This is a genomic window from Sorangium sp. So ce362 (genome assembly GCF_051519845.1).
Classification (GTDB): domain Bacteria; phylum Myxococcota_A; class Polyangia; order Polyangiales; family Polyangiaceae; genus Sorangium.
In genome coordinates, this window is sequence record NZ_CP150332.1 from 10,700,935 (window position 1) to 10,714,346 (window position 13,412).

The following is a 13,412-nucleotide window of genomic DNA, read 5'->3' on the forward strand; positions in this document are numbered from 1 at the left end:
AAGCAGAGCGACAAGAAGGCCGTCGCTCTCCTCGCGACCCGCAAGGTGCCCCAGCACAAGACCCCCGCCGCGCCCGCCGCGCCCGCCGCGCCCGCCGATCCGGCCGACGACACCGACACGACCGACCTGGAGTACCCCGGCACACCAACGAGACCTTCCGGCGCGCTCCGGAGGCTTCCGTCGCCGAAAGCGTGCGTCCGACGCCCCTGCGCGCACGCCTCGGCTCCCATCTCACGGCGATTGGCCTTCTGGGCCTCTGGTCGGGCGCGCGCTTCGAAAAGAGCTGACGTTCGCGGTCGATCACGCCCCCCTTGGTATCCACGGTAGGCCCCCGGAGAGGGTGTGCGTCGCGCGGGGTGGGGACGGGCTGATGTTTGAGCCCAATTGACGTCCTGTGTCCGGCCTGCGCAGGCCGGGCACAGGACGTCCCAGGCGAGTTCTGCCCGTCCCTGCCCCGCGCGACGCACACCCTCTCCGGGGGCCGGCCACCTCGGCGAGCCTCCCCGCCGGATCCACCCCCGCGCTCGGCTGGCGCGTCCCTACCTCCAGGAGCCAGGCGCCTCCGGCTCCCGCAGCGCAATCAGCGCCGGCGACAGCTGCACCGGGTACCGCGCCGGCGCGCGCAGGTGCGCGACCCCGTGCGGGAGCAGCTCGCGCCCGGCGATGGAGCGCTCGCGCCCGGCGCTCGGCGCCTCCGGCGACTCCAGCGCGCGGCCGCCGCGCATCACCGCCCGCGCGAGCGGCGCGAGCCTCGCGGCCCCGAGCGCGCGCGGCGCCAGCATCCGCTCGTGCGCGAGGTGGATCACGTCGCAGGCCGCGCGCCCCGCCTCGTCGTAGTAGCGCGCCACCATCTTGCGCCCCGCGATCACGTCGCCGCGATCGCTCGTCCCCTGCCGCAGCGCCCACGCGCCCGACTCCTCGAGCGCCACGAGCTCGTAGCGCACCGCCGGCAGGCCGCCCTCGGGCTCGGCGAGCCCCGTGGCGATCCAGCCGCCGGCGCTCGTGCCCACGCGCCTCGCCTCGAGGAGCGTCGCCTCCTCCTCGTGGCCCCCGAGGTCGACCATCCGGTCGGCGTACCAGGGCCAGCGGCCTTCGAGCGGCGACGGCGGCGGCGCGAGCTCGCCGAGATCGATCCCCACCTCGCCGCGGAACGGGACGCCGAGCGCCGTGGCCGCGAGCGCGCTCGTCGTCGCCGACGCGCCGCCCACGTGCGCCGCGCGGGCGAGCGCCAGCGCCTCGTCGGCGAACGGCACCCGCGCCGACGACCCGTCGACGACCGCGCCGCCGTCCGAGGCGACGAGGAGCCGCGCCGCCCGCGTCGCCACGGCCGTGCCCCGGCCGAGCGCCGGCACGAGCAGCGCGCCGGCGAGCAGCGCCTCGATGAACGGCCCCTCCACCGTGACCACCGGCGTGCCCGGGAAGGCGATCGTCCCGTCGGGCATCGCGTCGATGTCGATCGAGATCGGCGCGTCGGCGAGCCGCTCCACGAGCGCGTCGCTCAGGCCGCAGACCTCGCGCGCCGCGAAGACCGCCCCCGCGTCGAGGCGCGCCCCGTCCAGCGCGAGCGCCTCGAGCGCCGCCTCGACGCCGGCGACCACGAGGAAGCCCGCGTGGGGCGGCATCGCCGTGAACGCGAGCTCGAAGCTCGCGCGCCGCTCGGCGACCCCCGCCTGGAGCAGGCGATCGGCGTCGAGCAGCGCGCGTCCGTCGGTGAGCAGCGGGCTCGCTCGCAGCATCGCCGCCGGCATCGGGCCCCGCTCAGAGCCGCGCGGCCAGCCTGCGGGTGCCGGCGACCGTCGAGGCCTCGTCGAAGAGGAACGGCAGGATCACGGTCGGCAGGTCGAGATCACGGCGCAGGCGGGCCAGGCTCTCGTGCTGCACCGACTCGCGCATCGCCCGGCGCGCGCCGGCCACGATCGCGCTCTCGGCGGTGTCCGCCGCCCGCGCCGGCGCCGCGATGTCGAGCCGCTCCGGATCGACAAGCAGCGCCCGCCGCTCCTCGGGCGAGAACAGCGGCGGCAGCACGCTGTTGATGATCAGCCGGTGGACCGGCAGGCCGAGCTCGCCCCGGATCTCCGCCACGAGCTCGACGGTCTCGGTGGCCGGCATCTCCTCCGGGAGCGTCACCACGACGACCCCGCTCCGCGCGGGATCCCTGAACATCGTCCACGCCGCCTCGGCGTCCCGGCGCAGGATGCCCGGCGGCGCCACGTCGAGGATCACCTTGGGCACGCGCAGCATGTCCATGCCGTGCCCGGTCGCGGGCGCGTCGAGCAGGACCACATCGAAGCGGGGAGAGCCGTCCGGGAGCAGCTCGGTCGTGTGGAACCAGGCCTTGCCGAGCATCGCCCACTCGAACAGCCCGGGCACCGCGCGGAAGAAGGTGCGCGTGTACTTGTTGTCGAACACGAGATCGGCGGCGGCCCGCACCTTGAGGACCATCTCGCCGTACTCCCGCAGCGCCTTGTCCGGCGAGATGTTCACCGCCCACACGCGCTCGGCCACCTGGGTGACCTCCTGGCCGATCGGCTTCGTGCCGAGGATGGCCGAGAGCCGCTCCTTCGTGTTGCACATCGCGACGAGGACGCGCTTGCCGCGGGCGGCGAAGGCGAGGGCGAGGGCGCCGGAGATCGTCGTCTTCCCGACGCCTCCCTTGCCGGTCACGAACAGGAAGCGCCGGCGCTCGAGCTCCGGCAGATCCTGGCCGAGCCCGCCCGCTTGCAAGGCTAGATGGGCGCTGGTCATTTCCGCGTCAGCGGAGTTAGGCGCAAGCTCAGGCGAAGGCAACCCGGATCAGGGAAACGGGCTCTGCTATCCATCGCCCATGCGCATCACCGAGCGACACCTCGAACCGCTGAACCGACGCTTCCAGGGCGCGTCGCCCGTCGAGCTCCTCCGCTTCGTCCGCGAGTCCTTCGGCCCCCGCGCGGCCATCATGAGCAGCATGCAGCGGGCCGGGACCGCGCTGTGCCACATGGCCGACCGGGCCGGGCTCGCCTTCGACGTGATCTTCGTCGACACCGGCGTGCTCCACGCCGAGACGCTCGCCACCCGCGACGAGCTCGCGCGGACCCACCCGAACCTGCGCGTCGTGACGCTCTCGCCCGAGCGCACCTTCGCGCAGCAGACGCGCGAGGAGGGGCTGCTCTACCTCTCGAAGGAGGGCCAGGAGCGGTGCTGCGACCTCCGCAAGTCGGCCCCGCTGAACGCCATCCGCTACCGCTACGACGCGTTCGTCGCGGCGCTCCGGCGGGGCGAGGGCGGCGCCCGCGCCAAGGTCGCGCCGTTCGGGCTCGACCCGGCGAACAACGTGCTCCGCGTCCACCCGTTCGCCTCGCTGAGCGGCGAGGCGCTCGACGCGCACTTCGCCGCGCACCCGGACGCGATCGAGAACCCGCTGCACGCCATGGGCTTCCGCACCATCGGCTGCTTCCCGTGCACGACGCCCGTGCTGCCCGACGAGCCCGAGCGCGCCGGGCGCTGGCGCCACCTGGCGAGCGTCGAATACTGCGGGATCAACCCGGTCGACCGGGGCGAGACCGACGGCGGCATCGAGCTCGACGACCGGTACGAGCGCCTCTTCGCGACGTGACGATTCGCCTGCGAACACCGGTTCGCGGCAGCTCGATCTTGACTCAAACGGGATGCAGGGAGATTTGCCCTGCATGCCGGCGAGCTACTTCGACGTAGACGGCACCCTGGTCACGACCAACCTCGTGCACCCGACGGTGTTCTACATGCTGAACCAGCCGACGCCGATGCACAGCCTTGCGAAGCTCGGCCGCGCTCTGGTGAAGGCGCCCTGGATGGCGATGGCGGAGCTCCAGGATCGGCGCCTCTTCAACGAGCTGCTCTTCAGCTCGTTCGACGGCGTCTCCGAGGATCGCCTCGTCGCGCTCGCCGAGGAGGCGTTCGCGAAGGTGCTCAAGCCGGCCATCTACGGCAAGGCGCGGGACCTCGTGAAGTGCAGCCTCGACAAGGGGCACGAGGTCGTCCTGATCTCCGGCGCGCTGGATTTCCTGATGCAGCGGCTCGCCGAGCACCTCGGCGCGACCGGCATCATCGCGAACCGCCTCGAGGTGAAGGACGGGTTCGCGACGGGGAAGCTCCTGCGCCCCGTGGTGGCCGGGCCCGAGAAGGCGCGCCTCATCCGCGAGCACGCGCACGCGCGCGGGCACGACCTCGACGAGTGCTTCGCCTACTCGGACAGCTACTCGGACGTCCCGATGCTCTCGGTCGTCGGCTACCCGGCGGCGGTGAACCCGGACCGCAAGCTGAAGCTGCTCGCGCAGGCCTACCACTGGCCGATCCTCCACCTCGCCGCATGACCCCGGCCCCCGCCGGACGGCGGGGAGCCACGCCACAGCCCAACACGTCGCACCCCCTGCTCTGAAAGCCCCATGAGCCATCCTTGCGTCGTCACGCTAGACAGCCGCAGCGCCCCCCGGGTGCTCTTCTCAGGCGACCAGCTGGTCGAGGTCGACCTGCCCACCGGCACCCGGGTGCTCTACGCGAAGCCGCCCATCGAGCCGCTGAAGGACGTCGACGCCGCGATCCGCTACGCGATCAACCACCCGTACAACTCGGAGCCGCTCTACGCAAAGCTCCGCCCGGGGATGAAGGTCACGATCGCGGTGGACGACATCTCGCTGCCGCTGCCCCCGATGAAGCGGCCTGACATCCGCGAGCGGGTGCTCACCATCGTGCTCGACCTGCTCTCGGACTACGGCGTCGACGACGTGGAGATCATCATCGCCACGAGCGTCCACCGGCGCATGAAGGACTGGGAGGTCCGCCACATCGTCGGCGACAGGATCTTCAACGCCTACTGGCCGAAGAAGCTCTACAACCACGACGCCGAGAACCTCGCCAACATGAAGCACATCGGCACGACCGACATGGGCGAGGAGGTCGAGCTCAACAAGCGCGCGGTCGACAGCGATCTCGTGATCTACGTGAACCTGAACCTCGTGCCGATGGACGGCGGGCACAAGTCGGTCTCGGTCGGCCTGTGCGGGTACAGGAGCCTGCGCGCGCACCACAACCCGCGGGTGATGCGCGACTGCTACTCGTACATGGATCCGAAGAGCTCCGCGCTGCACACGAGCGTCGAGCGCATGGGCCGGCTGGCCAACAAGAAGCTCAACGTCTTCACGATCGAGACGACGATCAACAACCGCATGTTCGATCGCCCGCTCGAGTTCCTCGCCCGGAACGAGGACGACCTGAGCGCGGGCGAGAAGAGCGCGCTGCGCGCCCTCCGCTTCACGCTGTCGAAGGTGCCGCAGCCCGCGCGCCAGGCGATCTTCCAGCGCGTCCCGTCGCCGTACGGCGTGACCGGGGTGTTCGCCGGCGAGACCGAGGCCGTCCACGAGCACACGCTGAAGCGCAGCTTCGACCAGTACCTCGTCCCGGTCACGGGCCAGGCCGACATCCTGGTCACGGGCATCCCGTACATCAGCCCGTACAACGTGAACTCGTTCCTGAACCCGCTGCTCGTGCAGGTGATGGCGAACGGCTACATGTTCAACCTCTACCGGGGCGCGCCGATGCTCAAGAAGGGGGGGACGATGATCATCCTCCACCCCTGCACCGACCTGTTCGACAACGAGCACCACGCCCCGTACATCGAGTTCGTCCACCGGCTGCTGCCGGAGACGCGCGACGCGATGGAGCTGCACAAGCGGTACGAGAAGAAGTTCTCGGAGAACCCGGCGTACATCGAGATGTACCGCTTCGGGCACGCGTACCACCCGACCCACCCGTTCTTCATGTGGTACTGGGGCGAGGCGGGCCGGCAGCACATCGGCCGGATGATCGTGGTCGGCGCCGACAACGAGTACATCCCGCAGCTGCTCGGCTGGGAGACGGCGCGCACGATGGATGAGGCGCTCCGGATGGCGAAGCAGTCGGCCCCGGCCACGCCGGAGATCATGGCCCTCCACAGCCCGCCGATCTTCATGGCCGACATGACGGCGTAGCGGGCGCGCCGCCCGCGGGAGGAGCCACCATGCGGCTGCACCTCATCGACGGCACGTACGAGCTCTTCCGGGCCCATTTCTCGAAGCGGCCCGGGCACCGCGCGCCCACCGGCTGGGACGCGAAGGCGACGGTGGGCGTCGTCGCCTCGCTCCTCGCGCTCGTGCACCAGGCGGACGAGGAGGTCACGCACCTCGCGGTCGCCTTCGACAACCCGATCCGCTCGTTCAGGAACGACCTGTTCGCCGGGTACAAGAGCGACGAGGGCATGGATCCCGTGCTGCGCGGGCAGTTCGATCCGGTCGAGGAGGCGTGCCGCGCGGCCGCTTCGAGGCGTGGTGCGACGCGATGGACGTGCGCACGCTGAGGTCGCGGCCGACGCGCTGGGCGCCGGAGGCGTGAGCGGAGCGCGGCCCGCGGGCCTCCATCAAGGCGGCTTCTTTTCCGGGGCCCTGAGCTCGGCGAGCACGCGCTCGCGGAGGAGCGGCACGGGCGGCGAACCGTGCGCGAGGAGCGCATCGTGGAAGCGGCGAAGCGAGAACGCCGGGCCGAGGGCCGCCTTCGCCTCCTCCCGGAGCTTCAGGATCTGGATCTTGCCGAGCGTGTAGGCGAAGTAGCCGGGGTCGAACGTCGCGCGCACCGCCTGCTCCCGCGCCGTCGCGCGATCCTGGAAGCAGTCGTCGACGAAGCGGCGCTCGGCCTCGTCGAGCCCCATGCCCTCGGCGTGCACGCCGAGCGACGCGACCACCCTGCAGTTGCGCAGCAGCGCGTCCGTGAGCTGACCGAGCCGGCTCTGTGGGTCCTCCTTGCCGAACCCTTCCTCGATCATCATCTGCTCGGCGTAGTGGGCCCAGCCCTCGACGAACGAGTAGCTCCCGAACATCCTCTGCGCCTCGGTCGGCGCGCGGTTCTCCCACAGGCCCTGGACGAAGTGCCCCGGGTAGACCTCGTGCACGGTCGTCGAGACCAGCGTCCCGCGCGACATCACGTACTCTTCCCGCTCCTTCCTGGGCCAGGAGGGGTCGGGCTTCGTGATGTAGTAGAACGCCTCGAGCCCCTTCCGCTCGAACGGCCCCGGCGCGTCGAGGAACGCGGAGTTCCAGCGCATGTACGGCGGCGTCTCCTTCACGAGCGCCCGCTCGTCGGACGGGAGGCTCACGAGCCCCCGGTCGACGACGAACCTGCGCGACGCCTCCATCACCCGCGTCGCCTCGGCGAGGAGCTGCTCCGCCCTCGGCCGGGTGGCCTTCACCTTCCGGGCGAGCTCCTGGTAGGCCGCCTTGTTCGCCGCGAGGTCCTCCTCGCCCATCTTCTTGAGCTCGGCGAGCGGGATCGAGAGCCCCTCCTGCGCGAGGAGGAGCTTCCTGTACCGCGCCTCCCCGAGCACGTGGCTCGCGTCGCCCTTCGGCAGCTCGACCCTGGCCAGGTGCTCGGCGAGCCCCTCCGCCGCGCCGGCGAGCGCCGCGTTCGTCTCCTCGAAATCAGCCTGGAAGGCGGCGTCGCCCGCGCCCTCGAGCAGCTTCACGACGTCGCCGCGCAGGTACTCGGCGTAGCCCCGGAAGATCTTCACGGCGACCTCGACCACCGGCTTCGGCAGCGGGCTCGCGAGGTTCTCGAGGATGCGCGGCACCTGGGCCAGCGCCGCCTTCTCGTGCTCGAGGAGGCGCCTCGCGCGCTCGGGCAGCGGCGCATACGCGCGATCGAGGTAGTGGTTCACGCCGAACAGCTCGCCGTAGAATTGCGGCTGCCGGCGCCAGTCCTCGAGGTCCCTGCCGTGGAAGAGCTTGAGGTCGATCTGCTGGAGGATGAGCGCGCGGTCGAGCGCCTCGTCGGGGGAGAGCGCCGCGGCGTCGATCGCGGCGAGGGCCGCGCGATCACGCGAGAGGCGCGCGAGCCTCCGCTCGATCGCCGCGGCGGAGTAGTCGCCGACCTTGCCGTCCTGGTCGTGCAGCCCGCGCGAGCGCGCGAACGCCGGCTCGTCCGTCACCCACTCGCGCAGGATCCGGTCGCGCAGCGCCGCGAACGGCTCCCGCGGCGCCTCCAGCGGCCGCGCGGGCTCCACGGGCGCCGCGGCCGCCGGGGGCGCGGCGGCGGGCGGGCTCGCGCCCGTGGAGGGAGGCGGCGCCGAGGCGCCCCCGCTGCAGGCGGCGAGCGGCGCGAGCAGCGCGGCGAGCGCCGCGAGGCGACGCGGGCGGCAGACGGGTGGGGTTGCAGGGGCGGCCATCACGGGCCGTGAGCCTGTCAAACCGGCCTGTGCTGGTCAACGGCGCAGGCTAGTCGCGGAGCGCTCGATCGATGATCGCGTCCACGTGCGAGAGCGCGTGGTCGAGGTCGAAGCAGCGCGCGATTTCGTCCGGGGCGAGCAGCGCGGCGACGTCGGCGTCGGCGGCGAGGTTGTCGCGGAAGCGGCCCTCGCCCGCGATGGCGCGCATCGCGCAGCGCTGCACGAGCTCGTAGGCCGCCTGCCGCGGCCTGCCCTTCTGGACGAGCGACAGCAGCACCGCCTCGCTGAAGAAGAGCTCGCCCGTGCGGTCGAGGTTCTCGCGCATCCTCTCGGGGTAGACGACCAGCCCGTCGACGAGCCCCGCGGCGCGGTCGAGCATGAACCCGAGCGTCGAGGTCGCGTCGGGCGCGATCATCCGCTCGACCGACGAGTGCGAGATGTCGCGCTCGTGCCACAGCGACACGTTCTCGAGCGCGGGGATCACGGCCGCGCGCACGATGCGCGCGAGGCCGCACAGGTTCTCGCTGAGGATGGGGTTGCGCTTGTGAGGCATCGCGCTCGATCCCTTCTGGCCCACGGAGAAGCGCTCCTCCGCCTCGCGGACCTCGGTGCGCTGCCAGTGCCGCACGTTGGTCGCGAGCCGCTCGATGCCCGCCGCGATGAGCGAGAGCGCGGCGAAGAACTCGGCGTGGCGGTCGCGCGCGACGATCTGCGTCGAGACCGTCTCGGGGCGCAGGCCCAGGGCGGCGAGCGCGCGCTCCTCGATGCGCGGCGACAGGTGCGCGTACGTCCCGACGGCGCCGGCGATCTTCCCGACCGCGATCGCCTGGCGCGCGGCGAGCAGGCGCGCCCTTCCGCGCTTCATCTCCGCGAGGTGGCCCGCGAGCGCCAGGCCGAACGTGACCGGCTCGGCCGCGATGCCGTGGCTCCTGCCGATCATCGGGGTGCGCCGGTGCTCGTCGGCGCGCCGCGCGAGCGCGTCGCAGAGCTTGTCGAGCCGGGCCGAGAGCAGATCCGCCGCGCGGACGAGCTGGATCGCGAGGCTCGTGTCGAGCACGTCGCTCGAGGTCATCCCCCGGTGCAGCCACCGCGCTCCCTCGCCCGCCAGCTCCTCGACGTGCGTCAGGAAGGCGATGACGTCGTGCTTGACCGTGCGCTCGATCGACTCGATCCGCTCCGGATCGAGCGAGAGCTGCTTCGCCCGGATCCCTCTCGCGATGCCATCGGGCACGAGCCCTTCGGCCTCCATCGCCTCGCAGGCGGCGAGCTCCACCTCGAGCCAGGTCGAGAATCGGGTGGCGGGCGACCAGAGATCTTCGAATTCGGACGGGGTGTAGCGGGGGATCATGGGCGGGACGCTGCGAAGGTCTGGAGGGTGCGTCAAGGATGGAGTGGGCCGGGGCACGCGCTCGCCGTCGCAACGGGCCGTACGGCGCTTGCGGTCGCGCGGCGCGTTGCAAACGTTTGCGCGCGATGCCGACCGAAGCACCGGCGCCCGCGCACGCCCACCTGGGCAGGCCGGTCGCCTGTCCGCCGCCCCGGGAGAGCGACGCCGCGCCGGAGACGCTGCCCGCGGGGGCGAGCGAGCCGACCGGAACCGCCAGGGCGCCCGCGGGCCACCCGGGCGAGCCTGGCCGGGGCGAGCCGGAGGGGCGCGCCGGCGAGGTCGCCGCCCCCGTGAGCGAGCCGGCCCGCGCGACCGCGCGCGCCGCTCGCCTCCTGAAGCCGTACATCGTGGTGGTCGCGATGGACCTGTCGGAGCCGGGCGGGCGGGCGTGGCGCTTCGCCTTCGACCTGGCGGCGCTCCGGGGCGAGACCGAGATCCACGCCGTGGTCGTCGGCCCGCGGCAGGTCGCCCCCGCGGTGCGCGACGTGACGGTGCCGGGCGCGTCGTCGCCGCCGCCCTCGCTCCGGGTGCTCCAGCACCGCTTCGCGGACGGCCAGGCCCGGCTCATGGCGATGCACTTCCGCACGGGCCGCCCCGACCGGGCCATCGTCTCGCTCGCCCGGGAGCTCAGCGCCGATCTCATCGTCGTGGCCACGCACCCGCAGTCGCCGCTCCAGCGGCTGTTCGGCGGCTCGACCGCCGATCGGATCGTGCGAAACGCGCCGTGCCCGGTCGTCGTCGTGCGCCCCAAGGAGGACGACGACGCCGACGCGGCCGAGTACGACCCGAGGCTGCGCTGACGCCGCCGCGCGCTGGACGCCGGCGGCGCGCTCGACGTCGCCGCCCGCCCGCGACCTACCGCGCGCTGGACGCCGGCGACGCGCCGGCCTGCGCCGCCGGCCCGAGCTTGTCGGGCGCGCCGACCCCCTCGGTCGTGCCCCCTTCGCGCGTGTCGGCGTACCCCCACGCCACGCCGGCGGCGTCGACGAGGATGTTGTTCGCGTCGCCGATCGGCATCGGGTCCAGCACGACCGCGTGCCCGCGCCGCGCGAGGTCGTCGAGGGCGGCCCGCGGCGGCGGCGTCAGCCGCTCGACGCGCACCCGGTCCGGCAGCCACTGGTGGTGGATGCGCGCGCGGCGGACCGCCTCGTCGATGGTCATCCCGTGGTCGACCAGGTTGCGGAGCACCTGGGCCACGGTGTTCGGGATGGTATCGCCGCCGGGCGAGCCGAGGAGGAGCGCTACCCTGTCGTCCCGGCTCACGAGCGTGGGCGTCATCGAGCTCGCCATGCGCTTGCCCGGCGCGACCGCGTTGATGCCTGTCTCCGAGAACGCGCCCATCGCGTTGCCGAGCAGGATGCCCGTCCCGGGGATCACGATCTTCGCGCCGAAGCTCGCCGACTGCGTGGTCGTGCACGAGACCGCGTTGCCCTGCGCGTCGATCACCGAGAAGTGCGTCGTCTGCGGGGACTCCGGCGCGAGCGCGCCCGCCGCGCTCGCGATCTCGCCCGCCGGCGTGGCGCGCTCCGGGTCGATGGGCGGCGTGCGGCGCATGAGGGCGCTCCCGTCGAGGAGCCTCGCGAGCAGCTGCGCCGTCTCGGGCGGGACGAAATCCGGGTCGGCGCTCACCTTTCGCCGGTCGGCGTAGGCTCGCTTCGCCGCCTCGACGAACAGGTGCAGCGACAGCCCGGAGTCTGCGGGGGCCTCGTGGGCCTTGAGCCTCTCCAGCGTGAGCATGATCTCGGCGAGCGCGACGCCGCCCATCGACGGGGGCGGCATCGTGTCGACGGTGAAGCCGCGGTACGAGAACCGGAGCGGCGGGCGCCACTTCGCCTGGTAGGCGCGCAGGTCGCCCTCGCTGATGTGGCCGCCGTGCTCGCGCATGGCGGCGGCGATCTTCCGGGCGATCGCGCCCTCGTAGAACGCGCGCGGGCCCTCGGTGGCGAGCGTCTCCAGGGTGCGGGCGAGATCGAGCTGGCGCACCAGCTCGCCCTGGGCGAGCGGCGCCTTGCCCCGCCCCCAGATGGCGCTCGCGGCCCGGTCGGTCTTCAGCCGGGGCCAGGACCAGCGCAGCGTCAGCTCCTGCCGCGCGCCGAGGCGGTGCCCCTTGCGCGCCAGGGAGATCGCGGGGGCCAGCAGCTCGGCGAGCGGCCGGGTGCCGAACCGCTCGTGCGCCAGGGCGAGGCCGGCGACCGAGCCCGGGACGCCGGCCGACGCGTAGCCGTACGCGCCGGCGCGCACCATGGCCATGTTCGACGCGGTGGTCACGGACGCGGGCGCGGCCTCGCGGAAGTCGATCGCCTGGGTCTCGCCCGTCGCGAGGCGGACCATCATGAAGCCACCGCCGCCGATGTTGCCCGCGCTCGGGTGGGTCACCGCCAGCGCGAACGCGACGGCGACCGCCGCGTCGATCGCGTTGCCCCCGCGCCGCAGCACGTCGGCGCCGGCGCGCGTCGCGTGCTCCTCGACCGAGGTCACGAGCCCGGCGTCGCCGCGCACCGCCCGCGCGCCGCCCGAGGCGAGCGCGATCGGCGGATCCGGGGGCAACGGCGCCGGATCCGCCACGGCGGCCGCCGGCGGCGCCGGGGCGCTCGCGGCCTTCGGCGCCGCGACGGCGCTGGCGTGGGCCGGCGCGGCGGACGTCGCGGGCGCCGCCGCGGGTGGGGCGGGCGGCGTGCGGGCCTCGCAGCCGGCGAGCAGCGCGAGGGCGAGCACCCAGCGCGGCCTCGAACGACGATGCAGGGTCATCAAGGTGGGCGCGAATCTACTACGGTGCCGGAGAAACCCAGGCCCGGCCGCGCGGGGCGCCCCGGCCTGGAGGATGGATGCACGAGGCGAGGGTGCGCTCCCCCGCGGCGCGCGACAGGCCGTGGAGGAGCCTCCGTCTGGAGGCGCCTCCACGGCCTCGCCTGCGCCGTCAGGTGCGCCGGCCCTCGCTCAGGACCGCTTGCGGCGGCGCGCGGCGGCCACGCCCACGCCCGCGACGAGCGCCGCGAGCCCGGTGCCCGCGAACGGCGCGGACGAGGACGACCCCGGCGCGGCGGCGCAGGAGACGCTGGCCTCGGCCTCGGCGTGGGCCTCGACCTCGATCTCCAGCGTGCTCAGGTACTCCAGGCAGTCCTGCAGGCTCCCGACGACATCGACATACTGGCCGTTGCAGAACAGGGCGCCTTCCGGCTGCGTGCACCGCGCCTCACACCCGCCCTTGAGATCGACCGTGCATTCCGCATTGCAGTCGATGTCGCACTTGAAGTTCGCCTCGGCCTTGCACTCCCCGGAGCAGCTCGCATCACACTTGGCCTGGCAATCCGCGCTCGGCGGCGTCACCTCGCAGCTCGCGCTGCACTCGCCGTCGCAGCTCGCCTTGCACGCCCCCTCGCACTCCGCCTGCGCGCTGCCCCCGCTGGCCTCCGCCGAGCACTTGCCGCTGCAGTCCGCCTTGCAGCTCGCCGAGCAGCTCGCCCTGCAGTCGAACTTCCCGGGATCGACTTCGCACTTGGCGGAGCAATCCCCGGAGCACTCGACGTTGCATTCGGCGGTCGCGCTGGCGTTGCAATCGCCCTCGCACTTCCCGGCGCACGCCGCCGTGAGGTTGACCGGCTCGCAGCTCGCGGTGCACCCGCCCGAGGTGCGAAATTCACATGCTGCGCTCGCAGCGAGCTGGACATTTCCACAAGCCTCCGGGCCGGGCGCCGCCGACGCGGTGGAAGTGATGGCCAGGGGAACAGCAAAAGTAAATACGCTTACAACAAGCTGAGCAATAGTCCGTCGCATGTCAATTCTCCTGGGTTGGGAGCGCGGGATCCGCGTGTGGTCTCCGCG

10 protein-coding genes and 1 pseudogene are annotated in these 13,412 nt (G+C 72.9%); 5 read left to right on the plus strand and 6 right to left on the minus strand.

The genetic code is table 11. From position 1 onward, the window contains the following. Nucleotides 1–539: 539 nt before the first annotated feature. Both WMF17_RS41185 and WMF17_RS41190 read right to left on the minus strand, forming a co-directional pair. A complete protein-coding gene (locus WMF17_RS41185) occupies nt 540–1,736 on the minus strand; it encodes a hypothetical protein (RefSeq protein WP_437646472.1) in 1,197 nt (398 codons plus the stop codon). 22 nt (nt 1,737–1,758) lie between these two features. Next, nucleotides 1,759–2,745, minus strand: coding sequence for an ArsA family ATPase (locus WMF17_RS41190; protein WP_437646473.1), 987 nt, complete (start codon nt 2,743–2,745; stop codon nt 1,759–1,761). A gap of 79 nt (nt 2,746–2,824) precedes the next feature. Here WMF17_RS41190 and WMF17_RS41195 point away from each other — a divergent pair, with 79 nt between their 5' ends. The 4 genes and pseudogenes from WMF17_RS41195 to WMF17_RS41210 form a co-directional block, all read left to right on the plus strand. After that, nucleotides 2,825–3,592 carry a phosphoadenylyl-sulfate reductase gene (locus WMF17_RS41195; RefSeq protein ID WP_437646474.1) on the plus strand — a complete coding sequence of 256 codons (768 nt, stop codon included), beginning with the start codon at nt 2,825–2,827 and terminating at the stop codon, nt 3,590–3,592. Between the two features lie 73 nt (nt 3,593–3,665). Next, entirely contained in the window at nt 3,666–4,328 is a 663-nt protein-coding gene (locus tag WMF17_RS41200) for an HAD family hydrolase (protein WP_437482888.1), read from the plus strand. Between the two features lie 72 nt (nt 4,329–4,400). Beyond that, nucleotides 4,401–5,981 carry a lactate racemase domain-containing protein gene (locus WMF17_RS41205; RefSeq protein WP_437599019.1) on the plus strand — a complete coding sequence of 527 codons (1,581 nt, stop codon included), beginning with the start codon at nt 4,401–4,403 and terminating at the stop codon, nt 5,979–5,981. Nucleotides 5,982–6,010: 29 nt separating this feature from the next. Continuing rightward, nucleotides 6,011–6,334: pseudogene (locus WMF17_RS41210) on the plus strand (flap endonuclease); the annotation flags it as partial. Between the two features lie 72 nt (nt 6,335–6,406). Here WMF17_RS41210 and WMF17_RS41215 read toward each other — a convergent pair. Together WMF17_RS41215 and purB are read right to left on the minus strand one after the other, a co-directional pair. Continuing rightward, nucleotides 6,407–8,203, minus strand: a complete 1,797-nt coding sequence (locus tag WMF17_RS41215) for a DUF885 domain-containing protein (protein ID WP_437646475.1) — start codon at nt 8,201–8,203, stop codon at nt 6,407–6,409. A gap of 49 nt (nt 8,204–8,252) precedes the next feature. Beyond that, nucleotides 8,253–9,551: an adenylosuccinate lyase gene (purB, locus tag WMF17_RS41220; protein WP_437599022.1), complete on the minus strand. Its 1,299-nt coding sequence runs from the start codon at nt 9,549–9,551 to the stop codon at nt 8,253–8,255. A 125-nt stretch (nt 9,552–9,676) separates the two neighbouring features. On the opposite strand from purB, the gene WMF17_RS41225 reads away from it, so the two are divergent. Next, entirely contained in the window at nt 9,677–10,390 is a 714-nt protein-coding gene (locus WMF17_RS41225) for a universal stress protein (RefSeq protein WP_437599023.1), read from the plus strand. A gap of 55 nt (nt 10,391–10,445) precedes the next feature. On the opposite strand, the gene ggt is transcribed toward WMF17_RS41225, so the two are convergent. Next, entirely contained in the window at nt 10,446–12,338 is a 1,893-nt protein-coding gene (gene ggt / locus WMF17_RS41230) for a gamma-glutamyltransferase (RefSeq protein WP_437646476.1), read from the minus strand. A 189-nt stretch (nt 12,339–12,527) separates the two neighbouring features. Then, nucleotides 12,528–13,364 carry a hypothetical protein gene (locus WMF17_RS41235; protein ID WP_437646477.1) on the minus strand — a complete coding sequence of 279 codons (837 nt, stop codon included), beginning with the start codon at nt 13,362–13,364 and terminating at the stop codon, nt 12,528–12,530. Between the last annotated feature and the right edge of the window lie 48 nt (nt 13,365–13,412).